Origin of the sequence: Hymenobacter cavernae (assembly GCF_014641455.1) — a bacterium.
GTDB classification, from domain to species: Bacteria; Bacteroidota; Bacteroidia; order Cytophagales; family Hymenobacteraceae; genus Hymenobacter; species Hymenobacter cavernae.
The window spans coordinates 865,821-887,156 of record NZ_BMHT01000001.1; the positions used below are offsets into that span (position 1 = coordinate 865,821).

The 21,336-nt window shown below is 57.4% G+C and carries 15 protein-coding genes; 9 read left to right on the forward strand and 6 right to left on the reverse strand.

Features of this window, described 5'->3' with window-relative positions:
- Positions 1 to 28 precede the first annotated feature (28 nt).
- The 3 genes from IEX74_RS03655 (at position 29) to IEX74_RS03665 (ending at position 4,149) form a co-directional block, all read left to right on the forward strand.
- Positions 29 to 1,558, forward strand: coding sequence for a beta-helix domain-containing protein (locus tag IEX74_RS03655; protein ID WP_188811009.1), 1,530 nt, complete (start codon positions 29 to 31; stop codon positions 1,556 to 1,558).
- 121 nt (positions 1,559 to 1,679) lie between these two features.
- Entirely contained in the window at positions 1,680 to 2,882 is a 1,203-nt protein-coding gene (locus IEX74_RS03660; RefSeq protein WP_188811011.1) for a glycosyltransferase, read from the forward strand.
- Between the two features lie 4 nt (positions 2,883 to 2,886).
- Positions 2,887 to 4,149 (forward strand): lipopolysaccharide biosynthesis protein, encoded by a 1,263-nt coding sequence (locus tag IEX74_RS03665; RefSeq protein ID WP_188811013.1) that lies wholly within the window; start codon positions 2,887 to 2,889, stop codon positions 4,147 to 4,149.
- A gap of 197 nt (positions 4,150 to 4,346) precedes the next feature.
- Here the strand turns inward: IEX74_RS03665 and IEX74_RS03670 are convergent, their stop codons facing one another.
- Positions 4,347 to 5,351: an AAA family ATPase gene (locus tag IEX74_RS03670; protein WP_373285522.1), complete on the reverse strand. Its 1,005-nt coding sequence runs from the start codon at positions 5,349 to 5,351 to the stop codon at positions 4,347 to 4,349.
- 926 nt (positions 5,352 to 6,277) lie between these two features.
- Between IEX74_RS03670 and IEX74_RS03675 the strand changes: the two genes are divergently transcribed.
- On the forward strand, positions 6,278 to 8,878 hold the full coding sequence (locus IEX74_RS03675) for a T9SS type A sorting domain-containing protein (protein WP_188811015.1): 2,601 nt from the start codon (positions 6,278 to 6,280) through the stop codon (positions 8,876 to 8,878).
- A 135-nt stretch (positions 8,879 to 9,013) separates the two neighbouring features.
- On the opposite strand, the gene IEX74_RS03680 is transcribed toward IEX74_RS03675, so the two are convergent.
- Complete coding sequence (locus IEX74_RS03680) at positions 9,014 to 9,706, reverse strand: DsbA family oxidoreductase (protein WP_188811017.1); 693 nt, start codon at positions 9,704 to 9,706, stop codon at positions 9,014 to 9,016.
- Between the two features lie 245 nt (positions 9,707 to 9,951).
- Here IEX74_RS03680 and IEX74_RS03685 point away from each other — a divergent pair, with 245 nt between their 5' ends.
- From IEX74_RS03685 to IEX74_RS03700, 4 genes are all read left to right on the forward strand, one after another.
- Entirely contained in the window at positions 9,952 to 10,320 is a 369-nt protein-coding gene (locus tag IEX74_RS03685; RefSeq protein ID WP_188811019.1) for a hypothetical protein, read from the forward strand.
- 36 nt (positions 10,321 to 10,356) lie between these two features.
- A complete protein-coding gene (locus IEX74_RS03690; RefSeq protein WP_188811021.1) occupies positions 10,357 to 11,349 on the forward strand; it encodes an aldo/keto reductase in 993 nt (330 codons plus the stop codon).
- Positions 11,350 to 11,685: 336 nt separating this feature from the next.
- Positions 11,686 to 12,153, forward strand: a complete 468-nt coding sequence (locus IEX74_RS03695; RefSeq protein WP_188811023.1) for a YsnF/AvaK domain-containing protein — start codon at positions 11,686 to 11,688, stop codon at positions 12,151 to 12,153.
- Between the two features lie 81 nt (positions 12,154 to 12,234).
- Positions 12,235 to 13,158: a YsnF/AvaK domain-containing protein gene (locus IEX74_RS03700; RefSeq protein WP_188811025.1), complete on the forward strand. Its 924-nt coding sequence runs from the start codon at positions 12,235 to 12,237 to the stop codon at positions 13,156 to 13,158.
- A gap of 282 nt (positions 13,159 to 13,440) precedes the next feature.
- Here IEX74_RS03700 and IEX74_RS03705 read toward each other — a convergent pair whose 3' ends face one another.
- The 3 genes from IEX74_RS03705 to IEX74_RS03715 form a co-directional block, all read right to left on the reverse strand.
- A complete protein-coding gene (locus IEX74_RS03705; RefSeq protein ID WP_188811027.1) occupies positions 13,441 to 15,927 on the reverse strand; it encodes a TonB-dependent receptor plug domain-containing protein in 2,487 nt (828 codons plus the stop codon).
- 149 nt (positions 15,928 to 16,076) lie between these two features.
- A complete protein-coding gene (locus IEX74_RS03710) occupies positions 16,077 to 16,679 on the reverse strand; it encodes a DUF4136 domain-containing protein (RefSeq protein ID WP_188811029.1) in 603 nt (200 codons plus the stop codon).
- A gap of 237 nt (positions 16,680 to 16,916) precedes the next feature.
- On the reverse strand, positions 16,917 to 19,865 hold the full coding sequence (locus tag IEX74_RS03715; protein WP_229755102.1) for a TolB-like translocation protein: 2,949 nt from the start codon (positions 19,863 to 19,865) through the stop codon (positions 16,917 to 16,919).
- Positions 19,866 to 20,137: 272 nt separating this feature from the next.
- On the opposite strand from IEX74_RS03715, the gene IEX74_RS03720 reads away from it, so the two are divergent.
- A complete protein-coding gene (locus IEX74_RS03720) occupies positions 20,138 to 20,596 on the forward strand; it encodes an META domain-containing protein (RefSeq protein ID WP_188811031.1) in 459 nt (152 codons plus the stop codon).
- Positions 20,597 to 20,824: 228 nt separating this feature from the next.
- Here IEX74_RS03720 and IEX74_RS03725 read toward each other — a convergent pair whose 3' ends face one another.
- Entirely contained in the window at positions 20,825 to 21,247 is a 423-nt protein-coding gene (locus IEX74_RS03725; protein WP_188811033.1) for a hypothetical protein, read from the reverse strand.
- Positions 21,248 to 21,336 lie beyond the last annotated feature (89 nt).

Sequence of the window (21,336 nt, forward strand, 5' to 3'; positions counted from 1 at the left end):
AACTCTCGCCTGTTTCACTCACTCTTGTATGAAAAAGAATACCTTCTCCCTGGCTCTGGTTGCTTCGTTGATGCTAGGCCTCGCCGCCTGTCAAAAAGATGCTGTTACACCTGCCCCTAACGTAGTAGGCAGCGGTGACAATACCCCAACGACGCCGGTTAGCCAACTACCCACCACAACAGTAGAGGGGAATATCACCGCGAATACGACTTGGTCGGCTTCCAACCGCTACTTGCTGAAGGGTTTCGTGTATGTAGCAGAAGGCGTTACACTCACCATTGAGCCCGGCACCGTTATCAAAGGCGACAAAGACACGAAGGGTACGCTAGTTATTAAACCAGGAGCTAAAATCATGGCTATGGGCACAGCTCAGAAGCCCATTATCTTTACCTCCAACCAATCTAAAGGCGCACGCAACTATGGTGACTGGGGCGGAGTTGTTCTCGCCGGTAAGGCTCCCGCGAATAATATAGTTGATGGTAAACTGCCTACCGTGGAAGGTGGTATTCAGTCCAGCTATGCCGGTCAAGATCCTGCTGATAATTCAGGTACGTTGCAGTACGTGCGGATCGAGTTTGGGGGCGTAGCACTTTCGCCAGGCAGCGAGATTAACGGCCTTACAATGGCTGGCATAGGCTCGGGCACGACCATCGACCACATTCAGGTATCTTATAGCGGCGACGACGCTTACGAGTGGTTTGGCGGCACGGTGAATGCGAAGTACTTAGTAGCGCACCGCACTTGGGATGATGATTTTGACACCGATAACGGTTTCTCAGGCAAAGTGCAGTTTGCCGTGTCGTTGCGCGATCCACAAACAGCTGACCAATCGGGTTCAAAAGCCTTTGAATCTGATAACGATAATAGAGCTAGCGACGCACTGCCACGTACGGCACCGGTATTCTCGAACATCACAGCTGTTGGTCCATTGATTAACCCAACCGGGGTTGGCAGCATAAGCACGCAGTATATTGCGGGTGCTCATATTCGTCGTAACTCCAGCATTAGCATCATGAACTCGGTGCTGATGGGCTATCCAACCGCAGTGCTTGTAGACAATGCCAAGACAGCCGCAAACATTGCCAGCGGTGGTGTCCAGTTCAAGAACAACATCATTGCGGGCACTCCGACGGGCTCGAACTCGGTGGGTGGACAACGCAACATTATCTTCATCGGTGGTAGCGGTGGCCCTGGCGACCTAACGCCTAACAACTCGATGAGTGCTGACTCCGCCGTTTGGGGTAGCGCCGTTGGCCCCCTGACCTGGCTCAAGGCGAGTGCAAATGCTAGCCGTCAATATGCTACGGCCGACGCGGTGCGCCTGACCAATGCGTTCAGCCTAATGGCGCCTAGCTTTGTGCCACTCACCCAGTCGCCTATCGTCTATACGTCGGCTGATAAACCAACTACTCCGGTGGTGCCTGGCGACTTCTCAAGCGCTAAGCTGACTGATGCTTTCTTCACGAAAGTTGGTTACATCGGTGCTTTCTCTGGCAACTCGAGTGAGAACTGGCTAGCTGGCTGGACCAACTTCGACCCGCAGAACACGGACTACTAAGCTAGCTAAGTGAATTATTTTGTTCTTATGTTATCAAAAGGAGTCTCGGCGGGGGCTCCTTTTTTGTTTACCTCCGTGCTGTGTTCGGCTGATAGCCCGAAACGCTTAGCTTGCGCCTACGATGAGCAAGTCCCGCGTGCTAATGTTGCCCAAGTGGTACCCCCACCGCTACGACGACCAGGATGGTGACTTCGTGGCCCGGCACGTTGCTGCCATTGCACCTCACGCCCAGGTGGCCGTGCTATTTGCTACTGTGGCTCATGAGCCGCTTCCTACCTGGACGGTGTGCGATGCTGACCTAGATAACGCAGTGCCTACGCTGCGCTATTATTACCGGGCTCGCCCCATAGGGCTAGGTCCACTGGACAAAGTGCTTAAGCTGCTGCTGTATTTCTGGTGCTTAAGGCAGGGCTACCAGCAACTGGTGCGGCATTGGGGCGGACCGCCGGAGCTTGCCCATGTGCATGTGCTGCTGCGCACCGGCTTGTTTGCGTGGTGGCTGAAACTCCAGCACCACATTCCGTATGTTGTCACGGAGCACTGGACCTTGTATTTGCCCGAACGTGCCGCTGGCATCAGTTGGCTGCGACACTGGCTGACGCGGGCGGTGGTCCGCCGGGCGCGGGCACTCCACACGGTATCGAAAGGACTAGGTTGGGCGATGCAGCAGCTAGGGTTCACAACTGACTACACCACCGTTATTGCCAACGTGGTAGACACCGAGCTGTTTTGTCCCAATTTGCCGACCGATGCTCCTACCCTACTTCATATCTCGGCGTTTCATGATGCGGTGAAGAATATTTCGGGGGTGCTGCGGGTGGTAGCACAACTCCGGGCTACGGTCCCGGACCTGCGCTTGCGCATTGCCGGCTACGGTCCGGATGAGCAGGCGCTGCACCAGCAAGCCCACGCGCTAGGTCTGCTCACGTCGGGCACGGTTACCTTTCTCGGTAAGCTGCCGCACGCAGTAGTAGCCGCTGAGATGCAGCGGGCCCGCGCTTTGGTTTCCTTCAGCCGCGCCGAAACCTTTGGCTGCGTGCTGCTCGAAGCTAGGGCCTGCGGCCGACCGGTGGTAGCGACGCGCACGGGTGGCGTGCCCGAGCTATTTCAGCCGGAAGGCACTTTCGGCTTGCTAGTCAACCCGGATGACGAAACTGCCCTGCACGACGCGCTGCTAGCTGTGCTGACCAACACGACCCATTTCGACCCAACCCAGCTGCGCGCCGATGCCATTGTGCGTTGCAGCCCGGCGCGGGTGGGCCAGCAGTTTGCCGCCTTGTACGCGCAGGTGCTAGGCAATGCCCTTTATTCTGTCGCATCTTAGCGCTATGGTGCGTCGTATCCTGCACAACTTTGCTACCCGGCTTGCTACCGCCCTGCTCAGCTTCGCTATCGTGTGGCTCACGGCGCGCTACCTAGGTGCTGCCGGCCGCGGCGCCGTGAGCCTGTTCGTGACGGATTGCGCGGTGCTGCTGCTGTTCATCGGGTTCCTGGGGGGCTCGTCGCTGATTTACCTGGCCCCGAAGCACAGCATCTGGTCGCTGCTGGTGCCTGCTTATGTCTGGGCGACAGTCGTTTGCACCGCAGGCACTGCGGCGGTCGGGTTGCTACGGCAAGTCAGCTGGCCATACCTAGGTCACTTGTGGGGCCTTTCGCTTGTGCAGGCTTTCTTCACAATTAATACGCTGCTGCTGCTGGGCCGCAAGAAGGACGGCGTCTACAATCTCTTCACGGTTTTGCAGGTAGCCATTCTGGCCGGCCTGCTGCTGCTAGCCTTTACCGGAAGCTATAGCTGGCGCGCCGTAACTACTTACTACTATGCCACCTACCTAGCTTACGGTCTGCCACTGATACTCAGCTGGCTGGTGCTGCTCCGCCTGCCCGACCGTTGGGAAGCTGGCCACCTTTTGCGCGCTACCACCCGCGAACTGGCTAGCAATAGCCGGGGCGCACATTTCTCCAACATCCTGTCTTTCATTAATTACCGCCTGAGCTACTACTTCGTGGCGCACTACACGGGGGCGCGAGCCGTGGGCGTGCTTTCCGTGGGGGTGGCGCTGGCGGAGGCCATCTGGCTGATCCCGCGCAGCGCGGCCCTGATTCAGTACGTCGACCTGGTACATGCCACCGATAAGCAGGCGCAGGTGGCGTCGACCTTACGCGTGGCGAGGCTTTCGGTGCTCGCTACGGTGCTAGCCGTTCTGGTGCTGTGCGCCTTACCGCCGGCAGTACTAGTGGCAGTATTCGGCCCCGAGTTCGGCGCGTCGCGCCCCGTGATTCTGCTGCTGGCGCCCGGCGTGGCCATTATGGCTATCAACATGATTTGCAGCTCGTATTTCGGTGGCATCGGGCAATACCGTGTCAACAACCTAGCTACTACCCTAGGTCTGGGCGTAACGATACCAGCCTGTTGGCTCCTCATTCCAGCTTTCGGTATTCGCGGCGCAGCTGCCGCCAACACGCTTTCCTACCTAGCTTCTACGGCGTACTTGGTGTGGTCTTTCAAGCAAACTACCGGTGCCGGCCTTCGGGCTTTCCTACCTAGCTTTCAAGACGTTAAAATGGCTCTATCGAAGCAACTGAGTAGCTGAGTAACCCGCCTGTCATCCTGAGCTTGCGAAGGACCTCCCTCTGATTAGCGACAAACCTAGCTAAACGCAAAAGGCTCTTAATCAACCTTATCGGATAATTAAGAGCTTTTCGCGTTTAAGAAAGCTTTACGCTTAGTTGAGGAAGGTTCTTCGCAAGCTCAGGATGACAACGACTTTTGCTCAGCTACTAAGTAGCTCTAGCTAATCGGCACTTTGCGCAGAATGGCGTCGATTAAGTCAGCGGTGCGGACGCCGTCGGCTTCGGCTTCGTAGTTGAGCAGGATGCGGTGGTTGAGCACATCTTTTGCTACTTCCTTGATGTCTTCGGGCAGCACATAGTCGCGTTGGTCGAAGAAGGCCACAGCTTTGGCAGCGCGATGCAGGGCAATGCTAGCCCTTGGACTCACGCCAAACTGCACGTACTGCGCAAACTCGGCCAGGTCGTAGTCGGCGGGCTTGCGGGTGGCGAACACCAACTCGATGATGTACTTTTCCAGCGTCTCCGAAATCTGCACTTGGTTAATTAGGCCGCGGATTCCGAAGATATCTTCCTTCGTCAGCACGGGGCTTACGTCGCCGACGTAGCTCAGGTTGGCCATACGGCGCATCACCTCCAGCTCGTCGGTTTTCTTGAGGTAGTCCACGTAGATCTTCATCATGAAGCGGTCGACCTGCGCTTCGGGCAGCGGGTAGGTTCCCTCCTGCTCCACGGGGTTTTGGGTAGCCAGCACCAGGAAAGGCAAGTCGAGCGGGTAGGTTGTCTCCCCAATGGTCACCTGCTTTTCCTGCATGGCTTCCAGCAGGGCGCTTTGCACCTTGGCCGGCGAGCGGTTCACTTCATCGGCCAGCACCAGGTTCGAGAAAATCGGCCCTTTCTTGACTTCAAACACCGATTGGGTCTGGTTGTAAATCATGGTGCCCACTAAGTCGGAGGGCAACAGGTCGGGCGTGAACTGCACCCGCTGAAACGGCAGATACAGCACCTTCGACAAGGTACTGATCGTCAGTGTTTTTGCCAGGCCCGGCACGCCTTCCAGCAAGATGTGACCGCCCGTAAACAGCCCGATCAGCAGCCGATTGACCATGTATTGCTGGCCCACCACCACCTTACCGACTTCGGCAAATACCTGTTTTATTTTCTGCTGGTAATCTTCAGGTAGCAGCGCGGCGGGTTGCCCAGGCGCGGACATTGGTAACGACATAGGAGAAGGCAGAATAAGCGAGCGTAGAAAGTAAAGATACGGGAAGGCTGGCTTTTGGCTGCCACATAATGTCGGCCGCAGTTCCGCCTAACATCCGCTGCTTGAGCGGCCATAACCTAGGTCTGAGTAGCCGGCTCCGTTGGCGCCTGCTTGCCGCAGCAGCCCACCGACGGCGACTACCTAGGTTGGGTAACCAGCAGACTATCAGCGGCGCCTGCTTATTTCTTACTACCTGGCCGGCTTACAAACTATGCAAACAGCCGTTCAGCTTGCATGAATTTCCCTATAATTCAAGTACGCCTATTTAATTATTCCCGGTTCACTCAGCTTATAGTCGCACGTCGTACTCAAATTAATATAGGATGAATACGATTACCCAGTTAGTCATAAAAGTGTGTACAAAAATCATTTGTTATTTCTAGCTAAGATATATAACAATATTAATAACAACCCACCTGTATATTCATGGATTATATCTTTTGACAATATAATAATAAGATAAATATAAATTTTTATATGTTTTTGCAATATCTTGTTTATCAGTATTTTATATATAATAAAATACTCAATAGCAACACCCATCTTTGATATACAGCAGAGGCATTGGGCCTAGGCTCAGGCGGTTATAAATTTAATTCTTGTATTAAACTGGTCGACTAATTGCTATCCACCAGCCATGGCCCACCTAGGATATATTCAATACTAATCCTAGCTACCCGGTGCTTGTGCTTCGCGATTTTCTTGTGTTACATTCCAGACCACGTTCTATGAGGAACAACTACGACTTTGCGTTTTTCCGTGCTTTTGCATTATCTAAAGTAACTAGACTTATAACAGGAAAGCCCAAGCCTGTTCTTGCGCAGGTTCATGCAACTTCCACCAACCGCGGAGCCAGGTTCCTGGGGAGGAATTATACATCGGCCGTAATGACGCTGGCGCTGCTGGGCAGCCTAGGCATCCGGCAGCAGGCGGTGGCACAGGCTGCCATTTTCAACGCCAGCCCGAGCGCGCAGCCCGGCGACGCCATTAGCCTACAAGGTCATTTCGGGGCGAACGCCAAAGCCTACCTGGCCCCTGGCACTTCTTCCGCAGGCATTCCGATGCCGGTTCTGATTCATAGTGCGGGCCAGACCACTGTGCAGGTGCCGACCAACGTTAGTCACGATATCTACCAGGTGTGGGTAGAGGACGGTGGGCAGCGCAGCGCCAGCGTTTATGTCAACCGGGCGCAGGGCATGCACTTCGATTCGCCGGAAGTGACGCCGGGCGGCTCTTTGCGCATTTTCGGGCGCAACCTGAAGCTGGCGGGGGCCAATCCGCAGGTGCGCTTTGTGGCGCAAAACGGCGGTTCCGGCGGGGGCACGGTCAACGTAGATCCAGGTCAGAGCGACGCTTACACGCTGAAAGTGACCGTGCCTACGTCGCTCCAGCCCGGCACACGCTACGACGTATTCGTGACCAACGGACACGGCGGCGGCACGGGCGAAACCAAGATTACCCAGACGATAACTGCCATTCAGGGCGGCACCGACTACTTCAACCTAGGTGTGCCGTGGGCGACGAAGCTCAACTATTATAACAACGTTTATAACGTAAAAACCGACTCGCGGCTTAGCCGGCGCGCAACCGGCAACGGCCAGCAGAACGACCAGGCTGCCATTCAGGAGGCCATCGACAAGGCCGGGGCCGATGGCGGCGGCATCGTTTATTTGCCGGAGGGAACCTACAAGCTAGCCCCGGAGTACGGCTTGTGCCTGTACATGCAAAACCGCGTGACGCTGCAAGGTGCCGGCAAAGATCGGACGATCATCAAGTTTGGCTACGGCACGCCAGCCCCCGACAAATGGGGCATGGTGTGGGACAACAAGCAGCAGTCGGGTCTGGCCGATCTGAGCATGGTTAACGTGAACGAATCGGGCCACTGGATCCAGAACTGGACCGGCCAGGGCACTGAGATTTTCATGCAGCGCATCCGCTTCGATCTGGAGCGCGGTGACTGGATCTGGTGGGCTAAGTCGGACAAAGTGGTGATTACCAACTCCGACTTCACTCAGGGCGTGGATGACAAAGCCGGTTTTCACGGCCCCTTGCAGCTGAATGATTGCAGCAACTTCGTAATTGCTAATAACAACGTGACTTATGCCGTGGACGGCATCAACCTGAACGGAGCTCACGACGGCGTATTCGAAAACAACCGCGTGTACCGCGACGGCAGCGCCCGCTACCCCACCAACATCACGAACCACGTACTGGTAGTAAACTTTGCCGAGGACGTTGCCATTGTCAACAACCTGTTCAAAGTTATCAACGGTCCGGCTCAGAACTCCAACGACGGCGAAACCATCATCGCCGAGGGCGGCGGCGGCCACGGCATGCGCATCGACGAAGACGCGGGCTCGGTGAGCGAAGCTACCGCCACTACCTTGCGCGACAACAGCCGCAACTGGAATCGCTGGACGCGCAAGCCGGTCGTAACCATCGTGAGCGGTAAAGGCATGGGCCAGTTCCGCACCATCACGGGCAGCAACGGTAACACCCTGACTGTTGATAAGCCCTGGGATGTCGTGCCTGGCGCCGGCAGCCACTACGCCATCTTCAACTGGGGCTCGCGCAACTGGCTGATCAAGGACAACGTGATGGAAGGCAACCGCCGCGGCATCACGCTCTACCAGAATGCGACCCTGGAAGTTGCCATTGTTAATAACAAGCTCATCAACAGCGGTTCCATCGACCTGACGCCTTGGCAAATCGACAACTCCAGTGCCGGTGTTCCGCAGGAGTTCCTGCCCATGTACAACAACCAGATCATCGGCAACGACGTGGCCAACCTGGATGGTTCCAACGGGGTATTCATCGGAGTACACACGGTGCAGCATATTCAACCCCAGAGCTTTGGCTCGTCGGTGCTGAACCTGGAAGTGCGCAACAACAAGCTCACCGCCCACTCGCCGAACGTACCGGCCATCGTGGATGCGTCTTTCCCTGAAGGCTACCTCAACTACCTAGAGTATCACCCGCTGAGCAACTACATCGACCAGCAGGTTCCGGCCGTACTCGGTACGATCTTCCAGAACAACACAGCCGTCAATTGCGACAACGCCTTGTACCTCAACACCGGCTCTTTCAACACGCTGGTGTGCAACATGAACATGGTTAACTCGGCCAACCTTATTAAGGATGAGCACTTTGACGGCACCGGCCGCGGCTCCATGACGACAACTACCGCCTGTGCTGGCACGGCGGTGCTAGCTTCCACAGCGGCCAAAAACTCCGATGCCGCCATGCGGGTGTATCCGAACCCCACGCAAGGCGCCTTCACGCTGGAATACGCTGCTAAGTCGGCCCAAACGGGTACGCTTACGCTCACTGATGGCCTAGGTCGCCAGGTGCACCAGAAGGATGTATCGTTGCGAGCCGGCACCAACCAGGTTCCGGTGCAGGCACCTAGCTTGGCACAAGGGCTCTACCAACTCATTCTGCGCACCGCCGATGGCCAGCAGCAGGCCCAGAAAGTGATTATTGATTAACCCACCCACTTAGTAGACCTCGTGTTTGATCTGATAGTTTATCCTTAATTATTAGTGTTTATTCAGAGTACTGGCAAAAACAAGAAGCGCTACCCCGGCCGGGGTAGCGCTTCTTGTTTTAACAGAATCAGCGGCTTAGCAATTACCGTCGACGTCGCAGGCGGCCCCAGCCTGGCCGGCCACTACCACGGGCTTTTCCTCGCTCCGCACTTTTTCCAGCACTTCCAGGAATAGCTCGGTCGGCTGCGCCCCCGACACGGCGTACTTGTCGTTGAACACGAAAAACGGCACACCACGGGCGCCTACCTGCTGGGCTTCGTACTCATCCAAGCGCACTTGCTGGGTGTAGGCGTCGGTTTCGAGGGTGCGGGTTACCTCGGCGGCATCCAGGCCAATTTCGGCGCCGAGCTGCGCCAGGGTAGCCAGGTCACCCACGTTTTTGCCTTCCGCGAAATACGCTGCGAATACCCGCTCTTCGCCCGCATCTTGCAAGCCGTGCGCGGAAGCCAGGTGCAGGAAGCGGTGCGCCAGAAACGTGTTCGTCGGAATCATGCGGTCGAAGTCGTAGTGCAGGCCCACTTCGGCGGCTACGTTGCCCATGTAGTCGTTCATTCGTTTGCCTTCCTCCACCGAAACGCCCTTGCGCTCGGCCAGCATCTCGTGAATGCTCTGGCCCGGCACGGCTTGCATGTTGGGGTCCAGCTCAAAGCTGCGCCATTTCACTTCCACCGTTTCGCGGTCAGCGAATTGCTTGAGCGCATTCTCGAATTTCCGCTTGCCGATGTAGCAAAACGGACACATGATATCAGACCAGATTTCTACTTTCATCTTACGATAGGTTTTGACTGCAAAAGCGTTTTCCGGCCCGAAAAGTTTGCTCGCGCGGTTGTAGTGCGGTTGCTAGCGGCAGAACCTAGGTTCGGGCGCACGGTTCAGCTTGCGAATTCATCTTAGGCACAGCTCTGAGGAGCAGTAAGCCTAGCCTTTAAACGCGCGCTGCCGGTTCGCCGTAAGCCTGTGGGCGCGGGCGCTACTGCCCAGCACCATTCTTCCTGTTCCTCACCCTCTTCGTTATGAAAACAGCACTCGTACTGGTAGCCGCTCTGGCTGCTACCATCAGCACGGCCGCCGCCCAAAATGCGGGCAGCCAAAATACTGGCAGCACCACTGGCGGCTCCGGCAGCAGCACCACCGGCGGCGGCACCTCTGCTCCAACTACTTCCAAAGGCAACTACACGCCCGGCGGCGGCACCAAAGGCGTGTCCAAAACCACTCCGGGCCAGGTGACGCGCTCAGGCGGCCAAGGCCACAATAGCACCCAGCCACCCAAAGGTAAAATCCAGATGGCACCTACCACGCCTAACAAAAAAGGCAGCGCCGTTGGCAATACCAACAGCGAAACCATGCAGAAAAACTCGGCCAACGCCAACAAGGGACAATAACCTAGGTTGCGTAGAATACCATTCAGAACACTTTTTATGGAATACAAAGAATTAGGCGCCTCCGGCATCAAGACTTCCGTTATCACCTTTGGCAGCTGGGCAGCCGGCGGCTGGATGTGGGGCGGTACCGAGCAGAATGATGCCGTGGGCGCCATTCACGCCGCCTACGACCTAGGTGTCACTTCGATTGATACTGCGCCGATCTACGGGCAAGGCTTGAGCGAAGAAATTGTGGGGGAGGCCATCAAGAGCTTACCGCGCGACAAAGTGCAGGTTCTGACCAAGTTCGGAATGCGTTGGGACTTGGCTAAAGGCGACTTTGGCTTCAAAACCAAAGACAACAGCGGCCACGACCTCGACGTGTACAAGTACGCGGCGCCGGAAAGCATCATCAAAGAGTGCGAAGACAGCCTGCGCCGCCTCGGCACCGACTACATCGACCTCTACCAGATCCACTGGCCCGACATCACCACGCCCATTGCCGACACGATGGGTGCCGTGGCCAAGCTGATCGAGCAGGGCAAGGTGCGCGCCGTAGGCGTTAGTAACTACTCAGTGGAACAGATGCAGGAAGCCGAAAAGGTAGTGAAGCTAGCTTCCAACCAGGTGCCCTACAGCATGGTGAAGCGTGACATCGAGCAGGACGTAGTGCCGTACTGCTTAGAGCACAACAAAGCTATTCTGGCCTACAGCCCCATGCAGCTAGGTTTGCTCACGGGCAAAATCACGCCCGGCTACCAGTTTGGCGAAGGCGACCTGCGCAAGAATAATCCGTTGTTTTCGGGCGAAAACCTGACGCGCATCAACGGCTTCCTCGACAAGATCCGGCCGCTGGCCGAGAGCAAGAACGCCACGTTGTCGCAGGTGGTCCTGCGCTGGACTATCGAGCAGCCCGGCATTACGGTAGCGCTGGTAGGTGCCCGCAACGCCGACCAGGCCACTCAGAACGCCAAGGCTATCGACGTGAAGCTGTCGGCTGAAGAGCTTGACTTTATCAGCAAGCAGTTGGCGCAGTTGCAGCTAGCCTAGGTCTGCCAACCGCTCATTTTTGGAAAGCGCTGCCAGCTTTGGCAGCGCTTTTTTTGTACATAATTCCGGGCAAAAAGCGCCCCTCCAACCTAGGTTTATGCTCCCTGTTTGGGGTTGATTTTTCGCTTGAGTTGAGGCTAAAAAGCACCTGTGCTTTGCCTGCTTCTATATAAGTACGGTTGGAATTTACCGGGTCATAAACAGGCCCATTTTCCGGCGGCATTTCCCTGCTTGCGAATTGCCGTTCGGGCCGAACCCTAGGCTAGCTCCACTACAACCTCCCATTCAGCAGGTCGTATAGCACTCACACAACCATTTGATAATAAGTTATAATCAATGAATTCCTCCCAGGATTTTGGTCAACAGGCCGCACCAGACCCGCAGCGTATTTCGCCTACGGAGCCGGAAAAGGTGACGATTCCCGTGATTGAGGAGTACATGCGCATCGGGCGCGAAGTGGTGGAAACCGGGCGAGTGCGGATTACCAAAACGGTGAACGAAGCCCCGGAAGCCGCCGTGGTACCGCTCGTGCACGAGGAAGTCAGCGTGGAGCGCGTGGCCCGCAACCAGTACGTCGACACGGTACCCACCGTGCGGCAGGAAGGCGACGTGACCATCATCCCAGTGGTGCGCGAGGTGCTCGTGAAACGACTGCTGGTCGTGGAAGAGTTGCACGTCACCAAACGCCGGGTCGAAACCCTGGAAACGCAGCAAGTCGTGCTGCGCAAAGAAGAAATCAGCGTGGAGCGTATCTCCCCGGATGATGCTCCGGCTACTGCTCCTACCGGACCGGCACCGGTCTAACTCACAAGCTTTTTCATAGTACTCTTTTTCAGTTCTCCCTTTTTTAACTCTCCCAAACCCTAACTTAAAACTTCAGAAATCATGGCTCAGACCGTAGTAGGATTTTTCGACACCGCTGCCGAGGCGCAGCAAGCTGCTCAACAACTCGCCGCTGCTGGCTTCAGCCTGGACAGCGTAGATGTAGCCCAATCGTCGCAAGGCGGCAACCGCGGTAATTATTACAACAGCGCTGCCTCAACGGGCGCCGACCGCGACCCATCTGATTACCAGAACACAAGCGGCACGCTCACGGAAGGTGCTGCCGACGCTGCCGGTCGTGGCGGTGATAAAGTAAGCGGCTTCTTCAGCAGCCTGTTTGGTGGCGATGACGACGATGATGCACAGCGCTATACCCACGTAGCTCGCAACACGGGTTCTATCGTGACGGTGCACGTAAGCTCGGCTGAAAACGCTCACCGCGCCGCCGAAATTCTGGACGCCGCCGGTGCCGTAGACGTAGATGAGCGCGCTAGTCAATCTGGCTATCAGGCTAATAACCTGACTGCTAACACAGGTACTACAACCAATGCTGAAGGCCAGGTATCGGCTCAGGTGATTGAGGAAAACCTGCAAGTAGGTAAGCGGGTAGAGCAAACCGGCGGTGCTCGTCTGCGCAGCCGTATTGTAGAGCGCCCGGTAGAAGCCAGCGTACGTTTGCGCGAAGAGCACGTAACGGTGCAACGCAACCCCGTAAACCGCCCAGCTACTGAAGCTGACTTCGCGGCTTTCAAAGAAGGCAACGTGGAAATCACGGAAAGTGCTGAGCGTGCCGTAGTAGGCAAAGAAGCTCGCGTGGTGGAAGAAGTAACGCTAGGCAAAGAAGTAACCGAGCGTGAAGAAACCATTCACGACACGGTGCGCAAAACGGAAGTGGACGTGGAGCAAATCCCAACCAGCGGCACCACGAACACAGGTACTACCCAAACAGGTACGACCAACACCACGAACACAGACTCTAACTACTAGTTTGTAGGCAGATAGCTCTTTAAGTGAAAAGAGGCGGCTCCGGTGGAGCCGCCTCTTTTTGTTTTGTGAAGGGTCGTTCCAGTGGGGCGCCTCACCCCCCAGCCCCCTCTCCGAGAAGGAGAAGGGGAGCCTGACGTAAAAAGTGAGAAGTCCTAGGTTTTCAGTTTTAAGTGACCTTTTTAACTCAACCTTCAACCCTTCTCATTCAACACTTCAGACGAATGGCTCCCCCTCTCCTTTTCGGAGAGGGGGCTGGGGGGTGAGGCGAACCACTGGAACATCTTATCTCACCGTAAAGCTGCTGGAACCTAGGCCGGGCGTGCCGGTCGTCGACAATCCTTCCATAGACACTGTGAAGCTACCACTCGCGTCGGAGCAGTAGAAGGACAGGTGGGCGGTGCCGCTGGCGTCGGTGCTTACCCTAGGGTTCCAGTAGAGCGTGGTGCTGCGGAAGTCGGGGCGCGTAGGGGCTTTGGCCGAGCCGTCGTACTGGGGCACGTAGAACTCGCGGGCCCGGTAGAAGCCTGCCCGCCGAACGTAGGCCATGCGCGGCGGTATGGGGTCCTTGGAGTAGTCGTACTTGGGGTTGCCGCGCTTGGTATAGATGGCAATAACGCCGCCCCCACCCCGGCTACCATAGATGGCAGCCGAGGCGCCTTTCAGCACTTCTATCGACTCCACATCGGTGGGCGAGAGGGAGTTGACGATGCTGTTATCAACCGGCACGCCATCCAGCAGGTACTGCGGCGAGCCTTGCCCCCGGATCTGGGCCTGCATATCGAAGCCGTTGCCGGTGATGGTCAGGCCGGCCACCCGGCCTTGCAGCACTTGCAGGATGTTGATGTAGCTGCTCGCGGCGGGGATGTCGCTGAGCTTGATGGTAGCGTCGGCGTTCGTGTAGAGCTTGCGCGAGTCCTGCTGCGTCGTTTTCTGACCTTTCACCGTCACGTTGCCCAGCATGATGGTTTTGGTGGTATCCATGCGAAACCGGCGCTCGGCGGCCTGCTGCTTCTTGCTGACTTGTAGGTACTCCGCTATTTCGGGCTGCGGACTGATCAACCTAGGTAGCGGCGTGGTAGGCAGCGGTGCTACGCGCTCTACCAGCTTCACGACGGGGCTGCGGTTGCCCTTGGTGCCTTTGGCCTGCACAATGCCCTGCGTGGTGTCGCGCCCGCTAAACCCGCTAAACAAAAACCGTCCGTCGGGGTCGGTAGTGGCGTTGGCGAAGCCCCGATCCGGGCTGGATATAATCAGGGCGACGTCGCTCTTGGCAATGGGCCGCTTGCCATCGTTCAGCACCTGGCCGCTGAGGCTCAGCATCCGCTCCAGCGGAAACGGGTTGGGGTCAAACGTATTCGCCAGCAGCTGTTTCCAGACGAAGCGGCGCCAACCTTGCGTCATCAGCAGGTTATCCAGCGCGAGTTTCGCCTCGGGCACATTGTCTTGGAAGTAATAGGCCGGATTTTCCACGTAGCCCTGCAAATCAGACGTAAGCAGCAGGTCGGCGAGGATGTTGTGCGCGTCGGGATTGATGGCAAGCGCCTGCGCGCTATTCACGGCCAACGAAAGCTGGGAGGCCACGGGCTGTCCGCTAGCGTCGCGCACTTCTACGGCCAGGTCCACCTTTTCGCGGGGCGCATAGCTAGGTTTTGAAGGCGTGATTTTCAGTTGAAGGCCAGAGGTATTGCGCACAAACACGAGCCGCTCGCCCAACGCCACGCCCTGCGCGTTAAACAAGGTGAAGTGCGCAATGCCCGTCGGGAACTTGCTTTTCGGTACCCGCGCCGTAAATGCTTTCGAATCGTCGATCTGGCCGCGACCCGCGTAGCCAAGCACGCCCCGAACGTGCGCCAGCAGCATAATAGCCTCGGGTGGCGCGTTGCCGGCCAGCGTCCGCCGCCGGATCGTCACGTTCAGGTAATCACCTATCTCACTAACACTAAGTGACATTCCTTCTGGCTGCACCGCCGGCAACGGATACACGGCCACCGTACCGTTGGGCAGCTTCACCGTGGCCTGGTAGCGCTTGCCGGCCGCGGGGTTCAGCAAGAAGTTGCCCATACCTAGGTGCTGACTTCGGAAAGCCAGCACGTCAGCACCCTGTTCATCCTTCACCATGCCCGTCACGTCGATGCCATGGCCGTAAGCGTCGGTAGCTTTGAAGGCCACACGGTTATCCATCTGGGCGATTAGCGTACCGCCTTCGGGGAAGAACTGCACATCAGGCTGGCGGGCGACGGTGGGCGGCGCGGCGACTTCCGGCGCCGTTTTCTTACGGCGAGTTGCGGCCGCGGCCGGCGCAGCAGTCGGGTCGGTGCGCCACACGGCAATGCGGCGCGAGAAGAAAAACCCCGGCGCGGCGTTGCGCATCCAGCTGGTATAGGCCCGCACTGTGTACACGCCTTGGGCCAGGGTATCATCCAGCATGAAGTCGCCGTTGGCGGTGCCCTGCTGCAAGTTGAGCACGCGCTGCGTCACGAGGCGATTCTGCGGCGAAAGCAAATCCACGTACAGCACAGTACTGAGCGTATCGGGCAGGTGGCGCGAAGCATCGACCATGTAAGCCTTGAACCAGATCGTTTCGCCCAGGGCATACACCGGCTTATCGAGGTGGACGTAGCTTTTCTCGGGGTAACGCGCCTGGTAAAAACCGGCGAGCTGGGCCGCCGCCCGCTGCAAAAAATCGTCCTCGGGAATCTGGAAGCCGGCACTGATCAGCAGGGCCAGTAACCCGCTCAAACCTAGGGTAAGCCAACGAAAACGTCGCATAAAAGCCAATAGGAATAAAGAGAGAATGAATAAGAAAATTTCGGATGAATATAGGGTGAACGCTGCCGTGGAGCTTTACCCAGACACACAAAAAAGCCGCCCACTACCGGACGGCTTTTCCTTTTATAGCTAGCTTTTCACTGGGCTGCTTACTGCTTCTCGATCGGGAACTTGTCCAGAATCTCCTTGGCCGCTTTGGCGAACTCCGGACCGATGTTGGCCGGGTTGTTCACGTCGTCGGCTACGGAGCCGCGCCACACTAGGTTCCGACTCCGCGAGTCGATGAAATCTAGGATAAGCGTGCCTTCCTTGTAGGTCTCGGTGCGGTAGCCGGTGTTATACATGGGCGGGCCGTACCAGTAGCCGTAATTGACGGGAAAGAAAGCACCCCGATACGAAAACGCGTAGGGATAGGCATAGCCGGTCGCGGGCGGGTTAGCGACGGTGCGCTCTGCTTCCTCAATATAGACGTGATAGGCCAGGAATAAATCGGGTTTGGCATTGCCTTGTGCGCGGCGCAGCCCGCGCTTGCCTAGCTCACTGGATATGGCATTCTGAATCAACTCGTCGTTTAGGCTGCTTTTGTAGATGGGATTTTGAGAGTTGGCCGCTTTCACGTCCATCTTGCCCCAGTCGTAGGTGCGGTATTTAGTGAAGTCGACGCCTGCTTTCTGCTGTACGGTTACAGCCGGCGAACAGCCGCCGAGCAAGCTCACCAGCAGGAGCACTGCTGCATATAAGGTAGGTTTCATGGAGGGTTGGTGGTTGGCGTAGTAGTTGGAAACCTTACTTCATACTCACTTACGCAGTAGAAGTTGCAAGCGCGGTTACTTCTATTTAGGCCAACATCCAGAAGGTCAGTTGGTACGGTTGAGCTGTCTACTCATCGGCTGGTGCTGCTTTGTTGAGCGGTTGTATCAACCTAGGTTAGCTGGATTCCCGGCTTTCCTAGCGCCACTACTGAGTAGGCAATAGCTCCGCGGCACGCCCTAAAACCCGATATCCAGCACCAACGGCTGCACTTCCCAGGTGCCCAGGCGCTGGTTGTAGATGGTGCGCGTACCCGCCTCGAATGGCACGCGCAAACGCAGGGTATTGAAAACAAACGTGACATCCAGCCCCGCCGTGCGGTAGTGCTGCGTCGGCTGACCTAGGTTCTGCCCATCGGCTACATCCAGAAAACCAGCGGCTTTCACCCGCTGCACGTATAGCCACCGCCCGAGCGCCCAGTGCATATCGGCCACCGGCAGCCGGTACTCAATGCTGCCCGTGCGCAGCCGGTCGAAGCTCACATAGCCTTGCCCACGCGGGTAGAACACAGCTGCCCCAAACTGGTATGACTCGCGGCTTTGGCGCTGGTAGCCGCCGCGCAGCCGCACGGCATGGTGCTTCAACAGCCCCGGCACATACAGGCCACCCTGCACCGCCCACTGGCTAGCTTGCAAACCCGCCGCAAACGGCGTGGTGCGCCACGACGCGCTCAACGACTGCGCCCAGCGCGGTGCCACGTCGCGCTTGCTTTGCAGCAACTGCCGCGCGTACGACAGACTGTAGGTAACGACGTGCAGGCTGCGCCCAAAGCCCACCTCATCGCGGTAGCGCACCGGCAGATCGTAGCCCCGTACCTGCTCTTCACTGTAGTAAGTACCTAGGTTCAAGGCTTCCAGATAGCGCGAGCGGGTTAGGTTGAGGGGCAGCCGCGCTCCGGCCGTGAGGCGCGTGTACTGCCAACGGTCGGTGCGCACACTATCGACGGGTAGGTTGCGGTCGATGGGGGCCGAGGTTTGGCGGCCTCCGTGTTGCAGCATCACATCGAAGACCGGAAACAAGCCCTGATAGCTTAGGTTGGCCGATACGTTGCCTACGCGCTCGGTCTGGTCGTAGCCCGCTCCTACCACGGCCTGGGTGGTGTTCAGCAGATCCTGCGACCGTACGCCCAGGGTCAGGGCCTGCCCCGATGGCGCCTGCACCAGCCCCCAGCTGTACACGTTGAACGGATGCTGCAACCGCCGGTAGCGGGTGGCACCTAGGTTGGGCGCTACCGAATCGGGCAGGCCGGCCCGCACCCGCGCCGCGCCCGGCTCCTGGGCCACCAGCGGCTCGGCGTAGGAAACTGGCGCGGGCGCTGCGGCCGGCACTGGCGTCCACTGCCTGGGCTCGAGCGGCATCGTCACGACGCGCGCTCCTTCCGCCCGAAAATCGTGGAAAGCCAGCTGCTGCCCACCCGGTGCCACCGCCGCATGATAGGCACCCAACGGTCGCGACGTTACCTGAAACTGTCGGCCCGAGCGGGTGTCCAGAGCATACACGTTATCAATACCTGAGCGCGGCGAATTGTAGAACACGTAGTCACCCCAGGGCTGTGGATGGCTCAGGTTTTCGTTGGCTACCGGCAGCAACTGTTGGTGCTGTTCGGTTTCCGTGTCAATGAGTTCCAGCGTTTTACCACCTGGTTTTAGCACTACTACCACCACGCTGTTCAGGTCGGCGCGCCAGCGCGGCTGCTGGTAGAAGTCGTTGGTGGGGTTAGCCAGCACTTTGCGCACCTGGCCAGTTTTGGCATCCAGCAGCACCAGCCGGTGCTGGTAGGCCGAATCGGTGCGCACGGCCACGAGGCTACGCCCGTCGGGCGAAAGCGCGGCGGCGGTGTAGCGGGTGCGGTGGGTCAGGTGCGTGAGGTGGCCGCTACCTAGGTCGAGCAGCCGGATTTCGGAGAACACCCGCTGCCCCCAGCGCGGGTCGTAGCGGAACTCCGGCCAGCACACCTTCCCGCCGCCCACCGACAGCATCTCCGGATTGTTCACCAAGCCTTGCACGAACACGCGCTTCTCCTTGCCCCGCCGGCTCAGCAGCACCAGCTGCGAAATATCGCCCAGCCCGGTTTTCACGGCCAATACCGTGCTGTCAGTCACGTACTGCGGATATTGGTATTCGGTGAAAACGCCCCGCTCCGGCTGCACCGCCAGCGGGCTGGCTTCGGTAAGGTGCAGGTTGCGCTGCTGTGCCCGCCACAGCGAGTCGAGGTCGGTGAGGGTGCGCTGGTACAGCTCCTCTACCCGCAGGCCCGCGGTTTGGCGCAGGCTGTTGGAGAACGAAAACGGATACGCTGGAAAGTTGTAGTAGCGGTCCAGCACCGGGCTCCAGGCATTGGCGCCGTTGGTGCACTTGAGGTTGGTCGTCAGGAAGTAGCCGAGCACGTAATGGTTCGGCACGTTGTCGCGGTAGGAGCCGGCCACCGCTTTCGGGTAGCTGAACCGTTTACCAGCCAGCAGATTGGCCCGAAAACCTAGGTCGAAGTTCGGGATGCGGCCCCGGCCGCTGCGGGTCAGGACGGTTTCGGTGCCCACGGCATCACCCTCGGCAAACCAGTCGGGCAGACCTAGGCCCGCTACCCCCAAACCACCGTAGCCAAAGAGCTGGTAAGCAACTTTGGACAGGCCCTGCAACCCCTTATCGTACTGCACCACATGCCGGAGCTCGTGCACCGAGAGCAGGTCGAGCCAGTCGAGGGTGCCGCTCAAGAATGGGTCTTGGGGCGGCGTGGTGAAAAACTCGGAGTGGCGCGGCAGAATCGTAACGAAGCCGTTGTTCACTGTTGTCTGATTTTGCAGCAGCAGCGGAATTGGGCGGGGCGGCCGCTCCAGCGTGGCGCTCACCGGGGCGTACACCTGCTCTAAGCGTTGCGCCGTGCGTTGCGCTCTGGCCTCAAAGCCAGTGGGATAAAGCACCCGAAAATGCGCCGTGCGCAATTGGTACCAGCGCAGCGAAGCCGGGTTTTGGTCCAGCACCGGCAGCGATTGAGCGCAGACGGGCAAGCTGGCCAGCAGCAGCGCCACCAGCGAAAAACGAGAGAGCAACGGGCAGAAATTCACGCTGGCAAAATAGCCCAAACCCCGCACAACCGCACCAGCTAATTCTTCCTCAAAGGCCGGAGGCATTTAGCCGCGTATTCCAGCCGGCATCCTTTATATTTATGAGTTTAGAAGCGCCCAACGAAGTAGCAAACCGCCTGAATAGTGTAGCTACACGCGTCCGCCAATTAGCCATCTTATCAACTAACCAAGAGTACTTAGCAATTTATTTATGAAAATAAGCCACTATCTTTCAGACGCTTAGAATTATTTTCACTAATCACACTGTTACACTGCAACCTTTATAGCCACCTAAAAATCATCTTTACCGGGGCTTGTTTTATTCTTACTTAGATGCCATGCCTATTTACCTACGTCTATTCTCCTGCTTGTTTCTGTCGCTGGGCTTGCTCCTGAGCAGCTACAGCCCGAAGGCCGAATCCGCACCCACAGCGGCCCGGTCGAACCCGCTGGCGCAGCATTGGGTGCTACGGACGCTGGACGGTGCGACGGTGCCGATTTCCCTTCAGGCAGATGATGCCACGGCGCGGCTGCTGCGCTCCACTAGCGGTAGTGCACAGAAGGCGGGCAGCCGGCGCTACGTGGGCGTTTTTACGCACAGCCTGGGCACTCGCCTGATGGCCTTAACCAAGGTCATTAAGACGCTGATCAAGTGCGACGGCAACACCATGAGCATGGAGCTGCACTACCTAACTGCTTTAGAGCAAAGCACCTACTACAAGCTGGATGGCTCTACGCTAAGCTTATTTGATAAAGAAGGCGCTGCACCGCGAGCTACCTTCGAGGCCATACAGTAACCCCATTGATCTAAGAATACAGCAGCAGAGGCGCGGACGGAAGTCGCGCCTCTGCTGCTTTTAGGGGAAGAGAAAAGTGCTCTTAGGTATGCTGGCGGTTTTTCTCTTACGCGACTTGCCGCTTAAAAATTTTTGGTTGCTCGTTTGTGGCGTCCTTGCTGATCAGAGCAGGCGCCTTTTGTGTTGCACCTTGGGAAATTTATCCCACAATGACACAGAACCGGGCGATTACGAGGCGTTCAGGCAACGGTACGTATCGCAGTGCTGGAGCCAAGCGTAGGCCGCCGGCAGGTCGTTGAACGCAGCCACAATTGGGCTATCGACCTGCTGTAGGATAAAGTCGGCGGTGTACCGGCTATAGCAGTTAGACGAGTGAACCCAGGCGATGTAAGCTACCCCAATATCAGCTAGCTGTTGAAATAAATTTAATTTAACCCACTCACTTGCAGCTGTTAAGGAGCCCAGCACCCGTGTGTTATCAGTCAGGAGCTTGTGGCATTCCTTGTCCTTCAGACACTGTAGCAGCAGCTCGCTACCGGCCTGCACGGTTGCCGGACTTTGCTGTTCCTGCCAGTCAGCATAAAGCCACTTGTTGACGTAGTCGTAGGAAACCGTAAGGTAGGATGCGGTGTGTAGTGAGCGGAGACACATAAGCGCGGCATTCAATTGCACAAAACCGATAGATATTTTACAAGAACGATGCCCGTAGCTCTACCAGTGCTGCCGCTGGTAGAGGAGCC